The 20,039-nt window shown below is 42.6% G+C and carries 17 protein-coding genes; 13 read left to right on the forward strand and 4 right to left on the reverse strand.

What is annotated here, in order from left to right:
* Positions 1 to 36: 36 nt before the first annotated feature.
* Positions 37 to 840 carry an AraC family transcriptional regulator gene (locus tag ACZ449_RS16495; RefSeq protein ID WP_464257154.1) on the reverse strand — a complete coding sequence of 268 codons (804 nt, stop codon included), beginning with the start codon at positions 838 to 840 and terminating at the stop codon, positions 37 to 39.
* 46 nt (positions 841 to 886) lie between these two features.
* The gene (locus tag ACZ449_RS16500) at positions 887 to 1,801 is read right to left on the reverse strand and encodes a DMT family transporter (protein WP_464257155.1); all 915 of its coding nucleotides are present in this window, start codon (positions 1,799 to 1,801) and stop codon (positions 887 to 889) included.
* 243 nt (positions 1,802 to 2,044) lie between these two features.
* Between ACZ449_RS16500 and ACZ449_RS16505 the strand changes: the two genes are divergently transcribed.
* Genes ACZ449_RS16505 through ACZ449_RS16540 form a run of 8 tightly spaced genes read left to right on the forward strand, consistent with a single transcriptional unit; the run spans position 2,045 to position 11,468 of the window.
* Positions 2,045 to 2,563 (forward strand): chemotaxis protein CheW, encoded by a 519-nt coding sequence (locus ACZ449_RS16505; protein WP_464257156.1) that lies wholly within the window; start codon positions 2,045 to 2,047, stop codon positions 2,561 to 2,563.
* A 1-nt stretch (position 2,564) separates the two neighbouring features.
* Entirely contained in the window at positions 2,565 to 2,972 is a 408-nt protein-coding gene (locus ACZ449_RS16510; protein ID WP_464257157.1) for a hypothetical protein, read from the forward strand.
* Between the two features lie 32 nt (positions 2,973 to 3,004).
* On the forward strand, positions 3,005 to 4,534 hold the full coding sequence (locus tag ACZ449_RS16515) for a methyl-accepting chemotaxis protein (protein WP_464257158.1): 1,530 nt from the start codon (positions 3,005 to 3,007) through the stop codon (positions 4,532 to 4,534).
* A gap of 11 nt (positions 4,535 to 4,545) precedes the next feature.
* Entirely contained in the window at positions 4,546 to 5,574 is a 1,029-nt protein-coding gene (gene cheB / locus ACZ449_RS16520; RefSeq protein WP_464257159.1) for a chemotaxis-specific protein-glutamate methyltransferase CheB, read from the forward strand.
* Entirely contained in the window at positions 5,571 to 7,124 is a 1,554-nt protein-coding gene (locus ACZ449_RS16525; RefSeq protein WP_464257160.1) for a CheR family methyltransferase, read from the forward strand. The genes cheB and ACZ449_RS16525 overlap by 4 nt, the downstream gene beginning before the upstream one ends.
* Positions 7,125 to 7,152: 28 nt before the next feature.
* Positions 7,153 to 9,330 (forward strand): hybrid sensor histidine kinase/response regulator, encoded by a 2,178-nt coding sequence (locus ACZ449_RS16530; RefSeq protein ID WP_464257161.1) that lies wholly within the window; start codon positions 7,153 to 7,155, stop codon positions 9,328 to 9,330.
* Positions 9,331 to 9,351: 21 nt separating this feature from the next.
* Positions 9,352 to 9,954, forward strand: a complete 603-nt coding sequence (locus ACZ449_RS16535) for a response regulator (protein WP_464257162.1) — start codon at positions 9,352 to 9,354, stop codon at positions 9,952 to 9,954.
* A gap of 38 nt (positions 9,955 to 9,992) precedes the next feature.
* Positions 9,993 to 11,468 carry a sigma-54-dependent transcriptional regulator gene (locus ACZ449_RS16540; RefSeq protein WP_464257163.1) on the forward strand — a complete coding sequence of 492 codons (1,476 nt, stop codon included), beginning with the start codon at positions 9,993 to 9,995 and terminating at the stop codon, positions 11,466 to 11,468.
* 221 nt (positions 11,469 to 11,689) lie between these two features.
* On the opposite strand, the gene ACZ449_RS16545 is transcribed toward ACZ449_RS16540, so the two are convergent.
* A complete protein-coding gene (locus ACZ449_RS16545; protein WP_464257164.1) occupies positions 11,690 to 11,992 on the reverse strand; it encodes a helix-turn-helix domain-containing protein in 303 nt (100 codons plus the stop codon).
* Positions 11,993 to 12,128: 136 nt separating this feature from the next.
* Between ACZ449_RS16545 and ACZ449_RS16550 the strand changes: the two genes are divergently transcribed.
* The 4 genes from ACZ449_RS16550 to ACZ449_RS16565 all read left to right on the forward strand — a co-directional run bounded on the left by ACZ449_RS16550 (position 12,129) and on the right by ACZ449_RS16565 (position 18,045).
* Complete coding sequence (locus tag ACZ449_RS16550) at positions 12,129 to 12,392, forward strand: helix-turn-helix domain-containing protein (protein ID WP_464257165.1); 264 nt, start codon at positions 12,129 to 12,131, stop codon at positions 12,390 to 12,392.
* A 97-nt stretch (positions 12,393 to 12,489) separates the two neighbouring features.
* A complete protein-coding gene (locus ACZ449_RS16555) occupies positions 12,490 to 14,532 on the forward strand; it encodes a methyl-accepting chemotaxis protein (RefSeq protein ID WP_464257166.1) in 2,043 nt (680 codons plus the stop codon).
* Positions 14,533 to 14,720: 188 nt separating this feature from the next.
* Positions 14,721 to 16,937, forward strand: a complete 2,217-nt coding sequence (locus tag ACZ449_RS16560; protein ID WP_464257167.1) for an EAL domain-containing protein — start codon at positions 14,721 to 14,723, stop codon at positions 16,935 to 16,937.
* Between the two features lie 244 nt (positions 16,938 to 17,181).
* A complete protein-coding gene (locus tag ACZ449_RS16565) occupies positions 17,182 to 18,045 on the forward strand; it encodes a GGDEF domain-containing protein (RefSeq protein WP_464257168.1) in 864 nt (287 codons plus the stop codon).
* A 38-nt stretch (positions 18,046 to 18,083) separates the two neighbouring features.
* Here ACZ449_RS16565 and ACZ449_RS16570 read toward each other — a convergent pair whose 3' ends face one another.
* Positions 18,084 to 18,221 carry a hypothetical protein gene (locus ACZ449_RS16570; RefSeq protein WP_464257169.1) on the reverse strand — a complete coding sequence of 46 codons (138 nt, stop codon included), beginning with the start codon at positions 18,219 to 18,221 and terminating at the stop codon, positions 18,084 to 18,086.
* Positions 18,222 to 18,304: 83 nt separating this feature from the next.
* Here ACZ449_RS16570 and ACZ449_RS16575 point away from each other — a divergent pair, with 83 nt between their 5' ends.
* On the forward strand, positions 18,305 to 19,996 hold the full coding sequence (locus tag ACZ449_RS16575) for a methyl-accepting chemotaxis protein (RefSeq protein WP_464257170.1): 1,692 nt from the start codon (positions 18,305 to 18,307) through the stop codon (positions 19,994 to 19,996).
* The last annotated feature ends 43 nt before the right edge of the window (positions 19,997 to 20,039 follow it).

A 20,039-nucleotide genomic window follows, 5' to 3' on the forward strand; every position in this document is an offset into this window, starting at 1 on the left:
ATCAGCAAAACCTGCAGGCGTATTGTAAAAAATTGATTATACCTCACAGCTTTTGTATTTATCAGGTGTTACTCCGGTGTGGTCTTTAAATACTTTATGAAAGTGACTCTGGTCATAAAAACCAGTTTTATAAGCCACCTCGGTTATCTGGTTATTTTGCCTTAATAGTTTCTTGGCACAATTAACTCGTAGTAGGGTTTGATACATATGGGGCGGTATACTGAATTCTGCCTTGAAAGAACGAATGATATTAAATTTATTTAGGCCTGATACTTGTTCCAATTCTTCTAAGGTAATCCTTCGCAAATAGTTATTGTCTAGATACTCTTTTATGATTTCCAATTTGGGTATTTCTTTTGCCCTGCTGAACTTTTGCAGCTTTCCTATACCCTGAACGGTCTGTTCAAAAAAGGCCATTATTCCTGCTTCTTTTTCTAGCGGGCTTATCGGTTTAATCAGACACTCAAGCATACTATTCAGAGCAATATAAGAATGAACATTCGCCAGACCTGTGACAACTGGTCGACACAAAGCAGGCAGCCCTTTACTTTCAAAGAACCGCCTCATCCAATTTGCGTCAATAAACAGCATTTTATACTTCCATTGGTCTTGCAGCTGCGGATTACAGGAATGAACTAGGCCAGGTGGGATAAGCACAATGGTCTGAGGATTAACCTTGCTTATTTTGCCGTCATACCACAAAACACTATTACCAGCCTCCACTACCCCTAAGGAATATTCTTCATGAGAATGTTTCTTATAACAGAGGCGATTGGCATCACATAGTTTCAACTCAAAAAATGGCAAATCAGCATCCCGGTAAAATTGCACTCCTGCCATAGCAATCCCTCCAATTACGCACTACCTTGCGAATCTATTTTGCCAACTAGCCTTTACCATTCGCTTCCTCTATCAGCTCTGCGCCGGCCACAGGCTGGATACTCTGCAGTTGGGTTAATAGCATACCAGCTAACATTAGAGCACAGCCCACTAGTTCCTGAAAACCCAGCCGTTCATCCAGCAGCAAAAAGCCGCCAATGGTGGCAAAAACCGTTTCCATACTGAGAATAATGGCCGCCTGAGCCGGTGGTGAATGTTTTTGACCAACCACCTGCAAAGTGTAAGCAATTCCCACTGAACAAAAGCCGCCATACAGGATAGGGATAAGCGCCCCGCTAAGCCCCTCCAGAGTTATACTCTCAAACCCAAGAGCCGTCCCTATACTCAGCAAGCCGCAGGTAACAAACTGGAAGAAAGACAATTTCAGCACATCCACCCTATCAGCAAAGTGATCAATCAGCAGAATATGTACCGACCAGAATAAAGCACCAATCAATTGCAGCAAATCACCATAGGAAATGAAAAAACTTTCCTTGACACATAACAAATACAATCCTACCACAGCCAACACCGCGCTAATCCAAGTAACCTTGCTAACATGCTGCTTCAGAAATATCCCTAAAATAGGGACAAGTACAATATATAGACAAGTAACAAATGCGGCCTTGCCTGCGGTCGTATAAATAAGGCCGATTTGTTGCAAAGATGCTCCTGCAAACAGAATCAAACCAGCTAAAATCCCTGGCAATAGCGCTCCCTGGGCACTCACCGTGGGTGAGTGCCCAGGCTTATTTCGATAGTAAAAAATTAGCGGCAACAGTGAAAGACTACCCAGTACAAATCGTACCCCATTAAAAGTAAAAGGTCCTACATGCTCCATGCCTACTCGCTGCGCCACAAAAGCAAAGCCCCAGATAGCAGCCGCAAGTAATAACAGCAAATTTGATTTCATCGCACTCATAATATCCAAACTCCTTTGCTAAAAGACCAAGCCCCCTTCCTAGAACAAATAGAAAAGGGGCATTGGTACCATACTACCACCAAATTAGCCTTTCGTCTAGTTCGCAGGCCTGCTTAATCGCTCTGGTCTGTCTTTTTTTGTACATTTCTTGATGCCTATAGTGCGAAAAATGCTGGTAAATTAAAACAGCTTCATGCTATATTATAGAGAAATATAGCATAATTGAGGGAGGGCAAGCGAAAGGTGGCAGATGAATCATTTAAAAGTGACACTATTCTTCGCCAGATTGAGGCCCATAATCTTACCGAAAAGATCGTCGCAATAGATGAAGAACAAATTTGTTTCTTTATTTTTCAGCTTGGAGGCTATTTGTTTGCTTTTGGTGGCAGCCAAACTCGTGAAATACTGCCATATACAACCATAACATGGATTCCTGGTGCAACCGCGCTTATTCCAGGAGTAATCAACGTCCGCGGCGATGTGGCGGCAGTACTTGATGTAAAGCAGATACTTAGTATAAATGAGACTAGTTCAAAAACAGCAGATAATTTCGTGGTAATGGTACGGGCCGGGGACGGACGAACTGGAATTCTAGTGGATACTATCGTAGATGTTGTTGAGGTGCCTGTTTCTGAAACTACCCAGTTACTGCCAACCCTGGACGAACGTTTCAAGCGTTTTGCGTTAAATCAGTTTGAATATAGGCGTAATATGGTAACAGTTTTGGATGCTTCCTTACTTATAGAGAAGGCGACTTCCTAACGTGGTTATGGATATAGACCAAAATGAACTTCAACTATTGATCATTTCGTTAGGGGACAACCGTTATGGTATTGATATTGATCAGATTGCTTATTTGACGAATTTTGATACAACCGAATCCTCTGTAGGCTTTGAACAATTGCTGGCCGCAGATCCTGTTATGAACTGTCCTTATTCAAAAATGCTACTCATCAAACAGCAACTGCAAACGCCAATCCTCATTCCTGAACCTGACGAAGTAACAACCTTCCAAGTCAGCGACATTCATAAACTGCCTGCTGTTTTGACTGTGGCATCTGGGAAAAAAGGCATATGGGGACTTTTACCGCAGAAAAGCGGCGTAATAATACTGATTGACTTTTATAAGAATCAACTATTTAAACGACTTGCAAGTAGTATCGATAACTAGATATGCGATGCAGTCACAAGGAGCGTGTAGAAATGAATAGTAGTCTTAAGGTAAAAATTATCGGACTTATGGCGCTTTTCATGTGTTGTTTAGTGGCTGTATTGTCCTATGTTTCTGTTATTAGTACACTGCAGCGCGGCGAAGTCCGGTTGCACGAATACCAGGATATGCTTTATAAGCAGAAAACAGATAACATGAAAAACCTTGTTGAAGCCATTTCCAGTACTGCATCCTTAATGACAGAAGAAGAGGCTAAACAATTTGTGCGCAATGCCCGCTATGGTATTGATGGATACTTTTTGGTTATCAATACCAATGGCAGTATGGCTGTCCATATTGATCAACTGCTGGAAGGCCAGCCTTTAGCAACGATAAAAGATGCCGATAATCAAGTCTTTTTGCTGAAGCTGCTTGAACAATGCAAAGAAAACGGCGAAAGTACAATACAATACACCTGGCTAAAACCAGGTTCCTCAAAAACCGAATCCAAATTATCGTATGGCAAGGTCATTGGCAAGTGGAACTGGCTGGTAGTAACAGGCGTATATCTTGATGATGTAGCAGCGGCTGTCCATAAAGAAGAAAGCTCTATTCAACAAGAGGTATGGAATACGGTGCAAAGATATTTGCTGATAGCAGCTTTTGCACTTGTACTTATTATTGCTGCTGCCGGTTTCTTAATTAACCGCTATATAACCCAGCCACTGACCGGAGCCATTACCAAAGTAAATACATATGCGACAAAAATGGATGAAACCGTGACAACCCAGGCTAGCTTTTCGCTTGAGCTTTCCTCTTCGGTAAGTGAAATTTCCGCAACTATGGAGGAATTTTCCTCATCAGCTATTTTAATTAGCAACCATAGTCAGGGAGTGGCCGATAGTGCTGCGCAAACGTTGCAAAGGACCAGGCAAGGCGTTGCTGAAGTTGAGGCCTTGATGGAAAAAATGAAAGAAATCTATAACGATAATCAAGTTAATATTCAGGAGATTGTTGCCTTAGGCCATAAGTCGAAAGAAGTTAACAAAATCATGGAGTTTATTAATAGTATCGCAAGTCAAACCCGCTTGATTGCCTTTAATGCCGCACTAGAGGCAGCCAGCGCCGGGGAAGCCGGCAAACGGTTTGGGGTAGTTGCTTTAGAAATCAGACGCTTGGCAGATAGTGTCATGGAATCAACAAAAGAGATTGAATCAAAAAGTAATGAAATTGTGGCGGCAGTAAGCCGACAGGTAGTTGCTTCTGAAAAGAATACTAAAGGAATTGAAGAAGGGATGGCCTATTCGGAACGTACGGTTTCTATTATCTATGACATAGAAACCGCAGCAGACCAGACAACCGATGCAGTCCAGCAAATTGTTCTTTCTATCCAGCAACAACAAACCGCCGGCGAACAAGTCCTAACGGCGTTACGACAGATTAAACAGGGAACAAACGACAATACCGCGATGATACAACAAACAAAAACAATTAGTAAAGAATTGGCTATTTTGGCCGAAGAACTGGAACGTGTCGTTGAACATGGTAAAAAGGTTGCAGCAGCTGATCAAGTCAGCGGTTAGGCGGGGATTCTATGGTTGTTCAAAAGTACGTTATTCGAGTACTGCTTGTTGACGATTGCCCGATTGTACGGGAGTTTATAACTGGGCTTTTAGCAGAAGAACCTGGCATTAAGATAGTCGGTGAAGCCGCCAATGGCGAAGAAGGAATCAAACAGGCTTTCCTGCTGCATCCTGATCTAATTATTATGGATATCGCGATGCCTGTCATGGATGGCTTAGAAGCCATTGAAGTCATTATGCAGAATAATCCTACTCCGATCATAGTTGTTACTGCCGATAATGATGCGCATTTAGCGTACGAAGCAGTAAGCAGAGGCGCCTTGGAAGTTGTTGAAAAACCCAGTATTGATTCCAGCAATTATCGGCCATTCATTCATAAGCTCAAACTACTGGCTGGAGTAAAAGTGATCAGGCATATCACCGGCCACAGGCAAGCGAAATCAAAATCGATTATCACCAAGACCCAGACAAACCGTCACACCAGAGCAGTAGCCATAGCCTCCTCCTTAGGTGGCGCAAAAGTACTGGGAACCATGCTTTCACAACTCTCTGCTGATTTTCCGGCTCCGATTGTTATTGCACAACATATTTCGGAAGGTTTTGCCGAAGCGCTGGCAGACTGGCTTGATTCGCAAACACCACTTACCGTAAAGGTGGCGTCACAATCCGATTCTTTGCTTCCAGGTAGAGTATTGATTGCCCCGCCGGAATATAACGTGCAGGTAGATGTAAATGGCAACATGGAACTACTACCCTATTCACCCGGGCATATCTATCATCCCTCCTGTGATATGCTGCTTTCTTCGGTAGCGCATGTCTACCGTAAAGGAGCAATCGGCATTATTCTGACAGGCATGGGGGAAGACGGAGTTAAAGGAATGCGAGCCATTAAAGCAGCCGGCGGTGTTACTATCGCTCAAAATGAACAAACTTCACTTATCTACAACATGCCCAGACTAGTAATTGAAGCTGGTTTAGCCGATTTTATTGTGGCAGAAAAGGATATCTCGTCCACATTGATTAAGGTGCTTGCCTTATGATAATGAAGCCAACTATGCTGGCAGAGCTTGATTTAGAAAAACTTAGCCTGTTCATCAACCAGCAGTATGGGCTGGAATTTCGTCAGCAACGACTGAAACTGTTACAAGAAGCTGTCCGTGAACGTATGGAAGTATGTAAAATTTTCACTATTAACGACTATTTGCAGTTGGTGCAGCAACAAGAAGACGAATTATTGCTGCTTATTAACCTTTTAACTATTCATGAGACTTATTTTTTCCGTGAACCGGCCCACCTTGCTACTATGAGTAAGCAGGTCATTCCCCGGTTACTAAAAACCGGGAAACACCTTCCTTTTCTTCGCCTGTTGAGCGCCGGTTGCTCAACAGGTGAAGAAGCCTATTCTATGGCAATAACTGCTCTTACAATACCTGGCGCAGGAATTGATTGGGACTTTGAAATAATCGGTGTTGATGTGGACAAAGAAGCCATAAAAAAGGCGCAAGCCGGTTTATATGGCTTATATTCTTTTCGTTCCTGTCCCAATGATATCCGTGATAGTTGCTTTGATCGCGTATCAAAAGAGAGTTTTATGATTAAAAGCCATATCAAAAAAAAAGTACGGTTTGAATCGTTAAACTTATTTGCGCAAGCGTATCCGGATTGGACGCAAAACATGGATATCGTATTTTATCGGAATGTCTCCATTTATTTTTCTAAAGAGCAACAGAAAGCAGTCTTTCGTCGTTTGTCTGAGTTGCTAAATGCTGACGGCTGCTTGTTTCTAAGCTGTACGGAAACTTTATATCACAATAATAAGCTACTATCACTGGTTAAAAATGGTGACGCATTTTATTACCAAAAACAAGCTGTTGAAGCAACGACTGGCCGCGCTGCTGTTGCCAGAGAGATAACTGCAACAAATAAACAGTACCTATCTGCTGACCTGCCAAGGCAAATTCCCCCATCACACCTAAAGAAACACTCACCTAAACTTGCACCGCAAACAGTTCGTTCCAGTTTAACAACCAGTATGCGGCAATCACCTTTGTCATTAGCTGCCAAAGGCGCTCGCTGCCACGAACGGTTCACCGCTGCACTGGAATTAGTGAAATTGAAAGAATATCCTGAGGCCATTAGCCGTCTGGACGAAATCCTTGCCGTTGATTCATTTTTCATTAAGGCTTATACCTTAAAAGCCAATATTCTTCTGAATCATGAGCAAGTGGAAGCTGCAATCGAACTGTGCCAGACAGCGCTGATGATAGATACTTTTTGCTTGGAAGCTTATCTGCTCCTTGGCATAGCAGCCAAGCTTACCGGAAAACATTCAGAGGCCATCCAACGCTTTAAGGAAGCGGTGTATGTGTATCCCGAATGCTGGCTGGCTCATTTCTTTCTGGCAGAAATGTATCAACTGCCAGAAGAAGCCCCTTACGCCAAGCGGGAATATGAAGTGGCTATGAAAATACTCAAACAAGGCAACTTTGAAAAACATGGGTTAAGCTTTTTTTTAGTGCCGTTTGAGCTCGATAACTTTATCCGATTATGCCAGCACAATATAGCAAAATTGCAGGCTTATGACCACTAAATCCCTACTGAAGGAGGGGTATGGCAGTATGGCATTAAATATCAAACTTCTTTTGACTAAATTTACAGTAGAAGCCGCGAAACATTGCGATCAAATTGAAAAAGAATTACTCACATTAGAGGCACAAGGCTTTTCCTCAGAGATTCTTGATTCGGTTTTTCGGGCTGCGCATACGATAAAAGGCGCTGCCCGCATGCTAAAATTAACAGGTATTTCAACAGTAGCACACCGAATGGAAGATGTTTTTGAGCTGCTGAGAAGTGGACAAAGCAACCTTTCTCAAGAAGTAATGGATCTGTTATTAAAAGGCGTTGATACGATTCGCCAACTCCTTGCTGCAGTTGCTGCCGAGGCCCCCTTGCCGGAACCATTGCCCCCGGTCTGCTTTGAACTAGAGGAATTTCTGCAGAAAGATACCGCTGATAACCAGGAAAAATGTCCAGATCAAACTTCTGCCACAGTAACAAACGATTGTGTCCAGGATGTCGGTTCAAATATACCACATGATTTTGTCCAAATACGCGCAGAGCGACTAGATGAATTAATCCAGTTGATGGGAGAAATCATTTCCTTTCAATATCGAAAAAAACAGCAAGTCAGTATAGTCCGCGATATCATGCGATTATCAACAACAAGTCTTGCGTTAGCATCCTGCCAAGCTCTTACCAATGAACAGACACCTGTTTTTAAGGAATTGACAGGCACCTTAGCCGCTATGCACAGTCAATTGTCAAAATTTCAAGATTCCCTGCGCAATGACGCTGTAATCGAAAACCTTCTGACTGCTGACCTGCAGGAACGATCATTGAAAATACGCATGCTGCCGTTAGCAACCGTTTTTGATAAAATTAACCGGGTAGTCAGAGATCTTACTCGCACAACAGGCAAAGAAATTGAATTTCAAGTGGAGGGCGGCAATACCGAACTTGATCGCAAAATTATTGAGCAGTTGGGCGACTGTTTACTCCATATGGTTCGTAATGCCGTTGACCACGGTATTGAATTGCCGCAAGACCGGGTTATGGCAGGTAAAAAGTCATATGGCATCATCCGGTTATCCGCTTTTTACGATTCGGGCGGAGTCACTATCGTGCTCCATGATGACGGGGCAGGCATCTCTTTAGATCAGATAAAAACAACTGCTGTAAAGAAACGACTGCTAACTGAAGATGCTGTAAGTACCTTGACAGAAATGGAATTGCTGGATTTGCTCTTTTTATCTGGTTTTAGCACAAGTCCCATTATTACCGACATATCCGGGCGCGGTGTAGGAATGAATGTTGTGAAACAAACAATTACAGAGAAGCTTAAGGGCTCTGTCAGCATCCAAACACGCGCCGGAGAAGGAACTACATTTCTGCTGAAAGTCCCCATCACGCTAGCACTGTCACGAATGTTACTTGTGGCAGCCGCCAACCACACCTTCGCCATTCCCACCTACTCGGTTCAGGAAATAATAATGGTACCTGCCAGCCAAATTATCTATGTCGTCGACAAACGAGCCCTACGCGTACGTGAGCAAATTGTCCCCCTGGAGGAACTTGAGACTATTTTAAGTTGCCCGCAAACCGTACCGCATGAACGATCTGAGTTGTTGATTATCTTACTGGCATCAGGCGCGGAAAGACTAGGTCTAATTGTTGATACTCTCATAAGTGAAGCCGACATGGTTATAAAACCTTTACCTTCAGCGCTAAAGCCACTTGCGTTGCTTTCTGGTTTTACTGTAGGCAGCAATGATGAAATAATCAGTGTGCTCGGAGTCGCAGCACTACTAAAGCAGTCTCGCAAAAATAAAGTGCCTGCAGGAATTTCTTCAGAAACTGACTCGCAAAAACAATACAGAACCATTTTGGTTGTCGATGATTCTGTCAACACCAGGGATATTGTAAAAAGCATTCTAGAGTCCTATGGCTACCAGGTAGACTTGGCCGAAAACGGGCTGGAAGCTATTGAAAAAACTGACAAAAAAGTATATGATGCTGTTATAACCGACGTGGAAATGCCTCAGCTCGATGGCTTCAGCCTTACTTCACATTTGCGTCAAGATGAGCGTTATCAACAAATTCCGATAATAATTGTAACCTCCCGCGAAAAGGCAGAAGATAAAAGGCGGGGTATTCAGGTTGGTGCCAACGCCTATATTGTTAAAGGTGCCTTTGATCAAACTAACCTTATTGAAACACTGAAAAACGTCATCGGGTAATACGTTTGAAAGGGATGAACTATGAATAAACCTACAAACGCAAACAATTCTCCCATAAAATTGCTGCTTATTGAAGATGACAGCTTTATGCGAGAAATGATTATCTTAACTCTGGAAACAGAGAACTATGAAGTAACCGGTGTCGAGAGCGGTACAGAAGCCTTGCAAAAGCTACACAATGGTAACGAATATGTTGGCATTATCTCTGATATGTATTTGCCAGATACCAATGGACTTGCACTCTTTGAACAAGTCCATACTGAATATCCTGACCTACTGTTTCTAATTTTAACCAGTGAAACCGATGAAATCATTGTCCGGAAAGCGACCAGTCTGGGAATCACCTACATCCTAAAAGACGAAAATTTTGCAGAAACAGTTCTGGCTGCATTAGCTAACCTGCCAGTTAGAGAATCTGTACCTGATTCTCTAACCCAAATGCCTGCAAAACTTTTTCATGACCTTAATCAACCGCTTAATTCGATAAAAATGATTGCTGGCGGTATCCTCTTTTTACTAAAGCAGGGGGAAAAACTACCTGATGAAGAACTCTCCGACTGTATGGAAAAAATTTCGGTTCAAACTGACCTTCTTGCCAGTATGCTTAAAAAATTGCGAATATAAATTTTTAACCAAGTTTTAGCAACAAGGTGGGATAGCGCATGAAGATATTGCTCATAGATGATGAACAGCATAGCCGCCAGGCTATGCTGTGGTTTTTAAAGCATCAGAACCATGAAGTAACCGAGTGTGCCAACGGCGTGGAAGCCTTGGAAAAATTTTCTACTGATAATTACCCCATGGTATTATCAGATATTCAGATGCCAGGTTTGTCTGGCATTGAACTGGCTAAAGCTATTAAAAAATTACCCAATAGCTGGCAAACCGATATTGTTCTCTTCACAGGCTATGCTGACTTAAACTCGGCGGTTACCGCATTACGTGCAGGAGTCTATGATTATCTGGCAAAACCCGTAAATCCGGAAGAACTGAATTCTGTCATTGAGCGGGTTGCCGAACACCAGACACTTTTGCGAGAAAATAAAAACCTGACAGAACGCTTTCATGACGAGGTACATGCCGCAACCGAAGAAACCCGGCGTGAGCTTGTCCAGATAAAACAAATTGTAGCAGAATCTATCATTGGTTCAGTAGGTGTTTTTTCAGAATGCATGCAGGCAATTTTTCAACAAGCCGAGCAACTTCACGCAGACCGCTCCATTCCTGTCTTAATTGAGGGTGAAACTGGCACCGGCAAAGAAGTAATTGCCAAGTTGATTCACTACGGGAGCAATTTTGATCCCTTGAGTGCTGCCCCTTTTGTGGATATTAATTGCGCTGCACTGGCGCCGACTCTGTTTGAGAGCGAACTTTTCGGCTATGAAGCAGGCTCTTTTACCGGCAGTATGGCCAAAGGCGCCAAAGGGAAATTCGATTTAGCACATGGCGGAACCTTGTTACTTGACGAAATCGGTGAAATTCCTTCTGATTTACAGGGAAAATTACTCCGTGTATTGCAGGAAAAAGATTTTTACCGGGTAGGCGGTTTGAAGAAAATTAAAACTGATATCCGCGCTGTCTGTGCAACCAATATACCTTTGGAGCAAGGCGTCGAACATGGCACTTTCCGGAAAGATCTATATTTCCGCTTAAAAGTTGCGCATATTGTCATTCCGCCGCTGAGAAAGCGTAAAGAGGAAATTCTGCCAATGGCTACTATGTTCTTACAGGAATTTTCGCGACACAAGAAGAAGCAGTTTGCCACAATTGCTCCGCAAACAGCAAGGATTATGGAAGAATATAACTGGCCCGGGAATGTCCGGGAATTGCGGAACATTATCGAATATGCCACCTTTGCCTATAATGATAAAGAACTAAAGCCGGAACACATTATCGGACTATTACAACCACAACGCGAAGAAACTTCTTCCTTACCTGAGCACGGCGGGATGATCGAGCTTCCTTTTCCATTACAGGGTTATCCGTTAAAAAACTACACTGAGGACATCATCCTGAAGATTTTGGCGGCACATAATAACAATCAATCAGCTACAGCCAATTATTTGGGGATTTCCCGCAGAGCATTATCCTATCGCCTAGAAGAAATGCGCAATAAGAAAGAACAACATCTGGCATAATTACAAAAACTTCTCACAAAAACTTCCCACTGGGAAGTTTTTGCAACCCTTTCCTTGTCTAAATTTTACCGTAACTATAATAAAAAAAATGGAAGATCACCAATTTTTTGATATTATATTGGTACATTATCAGACTCTATAACAGCTGAAAAGCAAATAAACAAAAGGCATGCTAAGTTTGGCATGCTTTTTGCATTTTTAAACATATAAGAACTATTATCCTATTTTTTCATTTGTTCTAAGAATACCTGCAAAGCCTGTTTCTGTTGGGGTTTTAATGTTCGAATAATATCAAGCAAACGCTTTAAATCTGGTTCTAATTCGGAATTGTCTGTTGAAAAAAAATCAACAAGAGTAAAACCTAAAGCAGTAATAATACGTTCCAATGTATCGAAAGCTGGTTGCTGTTGTCCACTTTCAATACGACTTAAATTCGCCTGCGACACTTCGCATATTTTTGACAGACTATTCATGCTGATGTTTTGAGATTCCCGAATTGCTTTTATTTTTTGCCCTACATTCATAATAGTGCTCCTTTGCTATACGGATTCGTATGGCTAATGTAGCATAAATATTTTCAGCATTCACTATCCTTTTAAGTATTGACATTAATACTTAAAAGGATAGAATTATGTTATAATCCATATTGGAGGTGGTGAAATGAGTAATATTGGAAAGCAATTGCTGCTATTGCGAGAACGCAAAGGCTTATCCCAAAACCAATTAGCGACTATTTCAAAAGTCCCTCAATCGGCCATCAGTGAAATCGAATCTGGTAAACGTAAAAATCCAGGAATCATCTATTTCCAACAGCTTTCCATCGCTCTGGGTGTCACTCTGTTGGAATTAACCAGTGTCGACAGCCCCGAATGCATGCCAACGACATCTAAAAAATATAAAAATGGGGCGTGTGATTTTCATTAAGAGCTGCGCAATCTGCGTGTTATATCGCTTATAATGACCCCAATACTTAACTTTGCAAAACAAGTAGGCAGAACCCCAAAAAGGAGATGAAAAAGACATGTACCTGACACACAGCATTCGTTTTCGGCTTATGTGTCTCATTGCCGGTCTTGTTGTCGGCACACTGCTGGTCGTATCTGGCATCGGTTATTACTTTTCCGAAAAATATCTGGAAGAGAGTCTGAATCAAACAGAGCAGGCAGTAGCTGCCAGTGCCGCCGCGCACGTAGACTCGGAACTCAGTATGGCAATTACCCAATTGGAAGACCTCGCCAGCATTGCCCGGTTGCAAAGCGGCGACAAAGTACAGATTCAACCTGCCTTACAGGAAGCCATGCAGCGCATTGGTAAATATGACGATATTGTTTTTTCTTCTTTGGATGGCTCAACCATTAACGGAGCCGGTGTCGTAATCAATGTTGCCGACAGGGAGTATTTTAATAAAGTTGTCAGCACGAAAAAACCATATATTTCAGAAGTATTTCTCTCACGTGCCAACCAAAAGCAATCAATTACCCTATGCGTTCCGGTTATCTACGCCGATCAAGTGACCGGTGTCTTATTTGGCACCTACTCGCTGGATAAACTATTGCCAATTATCAAAGACATCAAATTTAAGCAACAGGGTTATGGAGCGTTGCTTGATGACAGCGGCGTATATTTAGCTCATCCCACCCGCCCCGAGTTAGCTGGCAGCATGAACGTAAAAACCGGAGAAATTTCTGCTGAACTAAAAAAACAACTGGACAGCAACACCGCTCTTGACCCTAAATTCATAGCTGCTTTTGCCGAATCCACGGAAAAAAATATGCGTGTCCGCTTGGAATATAAAGAACCCACAGGTTTGGAACAAGTTGGTTCCTTCACTCCGATTGAACTGCCCGGTGGTCAACATTGGGTTCTTTTCATGTCCACAACGAAAGCAGATGCCGCCAGTGAAATTACCGCTTTATCCCGAACCCTGATCGGCCTGTCCATCTTTTGCCTGCTGCTTGTTCTAGGAATTACCTTTTGGCAAAGTAACTCATTTGTCCGCCCCATCATCCGTATCAATCAGATCACTCAGGATATTGCCGCTGGCCAGTTAAAATCCATTCAAAAAACCATTCAGGACAAAAGCGAGTTTGGGCAATTGTCAGACAACATCATCCTTATGAATCAAAATTTGCGTAAACTGGTACAGCAAGTTCAATCTGAATCAAACCAGTTAGCCGCCTCTAGTGAAGAATTGACAGCCAGCGCCCATCAATCAGCAGATGCGGCCAATCAGGTCGCCGGTTCCATCACCGAAGTTGCCCATGGAGCGGAAAAGCAGGCGACATCTGCTAATCAAATTATGACTGTGGCACAAACCATGTCAGATCAAGTAAACCAAATTTCTCAAACAGCAAAAGATATATCCAGCATTGCAACCGCTACCGCCCAGGCAGCAGAACAAGGCCAACAGACAGTAGAGCAAACCGTCGAACAAATGAATGAAATTGGCAAAGGCGCTGCTGCTACACAAGCCTCTATCGCAGAATTAAACAAAAGCTCCCAGGAAATCGGCGAAATCGTTACCCTCATCTCTTCCATTGCCGGACAAACCAATCTCTTAGCCTTAAACGCCGCTATTGAAGCAGCGCGGGCGGGTGAGCAAGGACGTGGCTTTGCCGTCGTCGCCGAAGAAGTTCGAAAATTGGCCGAAGAATCCAACCAAGCTGCCCACCAAATTGGCTTACTTGTTGAAAAAAATCAAACTAACCTGGGGCAAGTTGTTGCTACTACCCAAACTGGAGCTGCCGGTATTCAAACAGGCATTTCTCTTGTCCATAATACCGGGGAAAATTTCCAAAAGATTGTAGCGGCCATTCTCCATCTATCCGATCAAATCAAAGACATTTCCGAATCCATCCACGAGATTGCCACTGGCAATCAGACACTTGTTGAATCAATTCAAGAAATTGATATGGCCAGCAAACAGGCAGCATCCGAATCACAGAATGTTTCAGCAGCTACCGAGGAGCAATCTGCATCTATGCAGGAAATTGCCTCCGCCAGTCAAAGCCTGGCTACGTTAGCTACCGACTTACAAGTTGCCATAGCAAAATTCCAGTTATAACCAAGATACACAGTGAAACCCTTCAAAAAACCATTAATCAGAACTGCCAAAATGGCTATCTCTTATTGTACTAAAAAGCACTGTCGATGAAAAACCACGAAAATTAATTTTAGAGTCGCTCATCAGTAAGTGTTCATTTCTTAGCAAACCAATATCTTGCTGCTTTTTATTTATACTAGGAGGTTACGATGGATGGCAATGCTCCCTTTAAGACCAGAAATAATCTTACACACCTGCCTTTTAAAAGACTTGCGGAGTTGTCAGAAAAAATAGCTGAACAAAGACATATTACTGCAATCAGACGAGGGCTCTTGCTCAATACACCTTTCGTGGTAATTGGTTCATTTGCAAATATGTTTATAAATTTGCCACTACCAGTTTATCAGCAATTTATGATCAACATACTGGGTTCTCAGTGGAAAACAATTGGCAGCGCCATATACAACTCAACATTTGGCATGCTGTCCGTCTTATTAGTGTTGTCAATTAGTTATTTTTTAGCAAAATCCAGTGTACTAGCACAAAATGGGTCTATTTATCCGAAAATGACGTCTATTGTATCATTGACTTGCTTGATTGCAATAATGCAGCCGTTACGAAACCAAGGGGCACTAGGACTCCCCCTTAACTGGTTAGGTGTATTCGGGCTAATGCCGGCAATATTAACAGCATTAGCCGCAACAGAGATTTTTCTGTATTTAAGTTCCATAAAAAAAATTCGCCCCAGTATTTTTTTTGATGAAGCTGAGCCGGTTATTTCACAGGCAGTAGCAGGAATATTTCCAGCTGCAATCACTTTACTTATTTTTTCACTACTTAAGTTTGTGACAATTACCGGAGATGTTATGGACATCCATCAACTGGTTTACGACCTTATCAAATTTCCTTTTATGGAACTGCCGAATACTCTAAGTACAGTGATTATATTTCATGCAATGGTACAGTTGTTGTGGTTTTTTGGTATTCATGGTCAAAATGTTCTTGGAGCAATCCAACAAAGCATTTATGCATCTGCCGCAGATAAAAACATGACGATGTATCTTGACGGGGGACAACCATCTGAATTTTTAACTACTAGCTTTATAGATGCTTATTCTACAATAGGTGGAACTGGTTCAACAATATGCCTAATTATTGCAATATTGATTATCGTACGAAAAGGTAATACCGCTTGGCTGGCTAAATTATCAATTTTACCAGGTATCTTTAATATTAATGAATTACTTGTCTTTGGTTTGCCAATTGTACTTAATCCCATTTATTTAATTCCCTTTATATTAGCGCCTATCAGTATGACATTACTATCATATACTGCCATGGCAGTTGGTTTTGTACCCCTGACAAATAGTGTGTTTAATTGGACTACTCCTATTTTACTTAGCGGTTATATGGCAACCAATTCTTGGACAGGGGTGGTCTTGCAACTTATCGATATAGTGGTAGGAGTCGCAATTTATCTCCCGTTTGTGTGGCTGGCAAATAAACAAAAAGCGCTAAAAATGAACCATGCGCTAGATACCCTTTTTCAACTAGCGATTTCTAACAGTGTTACGCAATCTGTCTTGGCCCGGCGTGATACTGTTGGAAACCTGTCACGGGTTCTAGCACATGATTTAAGAGAGGCTCTTGCCAAACAAGAACTGACACTGAAGTATCAGCCTCAGATTGATCAAAATGAGCAGGTGACAGGTGTTGAGGCTTTATTACGTTGGCACCACAAAGTCTATGGTCATATACCACCACCACTGATTATTGTAATTGCTGAAGAGTCAGGGATGATTCATTCTTTAGGAAAATGGGTTATTGATACTGCCTGTTGGCAACTTAGAAGCTGGAATGACAAAAAAATAAATATAACCATGTCTGTCAATGTATCAGCCACCCAATTTGATCATGGAAATATTCTGGAAGATATTTCCCAGGCCATTGACAGAAACGGTATCCAGCCAACGAATTTTGAAATTGAAATTACGGAAAATATCGCGATGAATACTGATACCAAAACAAAAAAAATGCTAAATAGCCTGTACCAAATGGGGGTGCGGATTGCCATTGATGATTTTGGCATGGGACATAGTTCACTAAGTTATATTAAAAATTTTCCTGTAAATACATTGAAAATTGATAAGTCATTAAGTATGGATATAGCAAAAGAAAAAAATTGCAAGGAAATTGTCTCGTCCATTATAAACCTTTGCGCTTCTCTTAATATTAAAACAATCGTAGAATATGTCGAGACAGAGGAACAACGAACTGTATTGCGGCAGCTAGGCCGTGTGCATTGCCAGGGATATCTATACAGTCCGGCACTGTCACCAGATAAAGCTTATGAGTACATAAGCAAGATGAATGAAGTATTTACAAAAACTTCTCACAAAAACTTCTCACCCGGGAAGTTTTTGTGAGCACCTACCACAGTGGACCTCTAACATAACAACAAGCAAAAATAACGATCAATTTATTTTTTGGGGCTTAATTAGCACGATTTATACTGATATCTTAAACTGAAAACCCACTAAAACAAAAAGCATGCCAACTTTGGCATGCTTTTTGCATTAATTAAGATAATTGTAGTCCAATTACATAATACCTATCTGGGGCATATAATAATCCATGTACATTTTGGCGTAATAACAGGAGATGATCATTTTGACTACTCTGCTCACCGATCTGACGATATTAGAAAAATACTATGACATTGCCAGAGTCATTGACCCACTAGCACCAGCCTCCCTGCCACCAGCTGTCTACGGTCTGTGGGATTGCTATCACTTGGGAAACAGTGCCCATACTTGCAAAAATTGTGTCTCCTTACAGGCAATCCAGCAAAAAGAAACCTTTATCAAAATTGAAGTGCGACAAGAAAAATTCTTTATGATTACCGCTATGCCGTTAGAAATAGCCGGACACACTGCAGCGCTTGAGCTTATAAAATGCATCAGTGAAAAAACGGCAGAAAGCTTTCTGCCCCTGCCAGGAAAAAGCACCAACCTTTACCGTGCTATCGCCGAACTCAATGACTTGGCAATCAAAGATGCCTTAACCACCATTTATAACCGAAGGTATATTGACGAACAGCTTCCACTAGAAATTTCCCTGTCCCAACAACACAACCTGCCTTTTTCTGTTATCATGGCCGATATTGATTATTTTAAGCAAATTAACGATCAATACGGACATTCGGTTGGTGATGAAATACTGAAGTTTTTTGCAGCGCAGCTGCAAAACAACATTCGTCAAAAAAACGGCGATTGGGTTGCCCGGTATGGCGGCGAAGAATTTCTGATTGTCTTAATCAACTGCCCGGAAAGTCCAGCATATCAAGCTGCAGAAAAATTCCGCACAATCATTGAGCAGACTCCCTTCTCAACCTCGGCAGGCCAGCTTCATATTACCGCCAGTTTCGGCGTACATACTTTTTCCGGCCTGGAAACTGATCTGCATCAACTAATTGATAAAGTTGATAACCAGTTATACCTGGCCAAACAAACCGGACGAAATTGTACTGCGTAGCAAGCTGGTGAGAAAAGACTTGGCTTGTGCCAAGTCCCTTAGGACGGCCGCATTGCTATGCCATCCATGGCGCAATCGGCACTAGCACCATCCGGGTGCGTCGCCGGCAGAAGCCTTAGTCGTTCAATCCAGGGAAAGTTATACTTTCCATCTGGAGAACAATCTTTACAGCCCATTTTAGACGCCGCGCACACTATTTTTACCTATGACTGCTGAAAACTTTGCAACTCTACTATTACTATAATTGGAGGAATAAGAAATGAAAAAACGTATGCCAATCGGCGCCCAATTGGGTGTACTTATGGGAACTGCCTTAGTACTTATGGTCATTCTACTGGGAATAGTCCTTTATGAAATTCAAGAAACCAGCAACAGCTATCAGAATATGCTATCCGGTGCTGTTACGCGAACTATGGCTTTACAAAATGCTCAGGATGACTTCCATGAAGGCTTGAGCAACATGCGTGGTTATGTTGCTTATAATGACGAAAAATATGCAGCCGACACCATTACTCTGCTGAACCAAAGCTCAGAAGCGATAAAGACGTTTAACGCCGCGGTTACAGCAGTAGAGAGTAAACAGATAAGTGAACAGTTGCAGGTAGCTCTGCTCTCTTATATTGATGACATTAAGCATTCCATTGCCTTAAAACAGAATCATGATGCCAGTTATGCCACCGTACTGGCGGGAACCCGGCAGAAAACTGAAACAGTCAACAAGCTGTTCAACGATGCCATGACGACTCAGGACACAGCTCTTAAGCAACGCGTCAGCCAGCTCAATGAACGACAAGCTACCGTATTTAAAATAGTCATTGGCTCCAGCGTCCTGGGGATTCTTGCTATTATCGCTCTTCTGATCTGGTATAGCCGTCAACTGGCTAATCGAATGGGAAATCTGCGCAGCGACCTCTTGGCCCTCAGCGAGCTGGACTTATCTGGTAAAAACATTTATGCCACCCGCAATGATGAAATCGGTGACATGGCCGATGCGCTTATTGCGCTGAAGCAGGCACTGCAGGACATTGTCCGCTTGGTCAGAAACAATGCCGATATGCTGGCTGCTTCCAGTGAAGAGCTGTCTTCGTCGGTGCATGAGCAGCTGCAAGTATCAGAAAACATCGCCAAAACCATTACCGATGTTGCCGCTGGGGCTGACCGGAATACCAGGCTTATCACTGATATTTCCGCTGTTATCCAAGAGGTTGGCGCCGGAGCCGAGCAAATGAGCGCCAGCGCCGCTCACGTCAATAGTGTTACTCAGGATGCAGTGGGCGACGCCGATCAGGGAATGCAGCGTATCAACAGGCTTGTTACTCAAAATACCACTATCGAAAAATCAATGGTAGCTATTACTCAAGTATCAGAATCACTAGTAAAACGCTCAGATGATATCCAGCAGATTGTCACCACCATTCACAACATCGCTGGTCAGACCAACCTGCTGGCCTTGAATGCCGCCATTGAGGCAGCCAGAGCCGGCGAAGCCGGACGAGGCTTCGCGGTGGTAGCAGACGAAGTCCGCAAGCTGGCCGAGCAAAGCGCTGCCGCTACCAGCCATATTGAAGAAATCATAGCCCACATGACCACCGATATCCAGTTTTCAGTAGATGCGGTTGCCAAGGCTACTACAGAAGTAGCAGCAGGCAAAACAGCAACTGATGAAACACAACAGGGTTTCCAGGCGATCATTACTAAACTGGATCAAGTCAAAAACAGTATCGAGCAGATTAGCCATGCAGTGGAAGAAACAGCTCATGGTATGCAATCTGTGGTCAACAATGTCCAAAATATCAGTACGGTAGCAGAAGAAACCAGTGCCAGCACCCAAACAGTAGCAGCCTCAGCAGAAGAACAAAGCGCCAGCCTCCATGAGGTCAGTTCCAGTTCCGAAGCGCTGGCTACGATGGCTACCGACCTTAATGAAATCACTGCAAGATTTAGAATGTAATCCCTGCCAGCAGGAAATATATCATATAAGCGAGTATATAATC

It is taken from the genome of Desulfosporomusa polytropa (assembly GCF_055380075.1).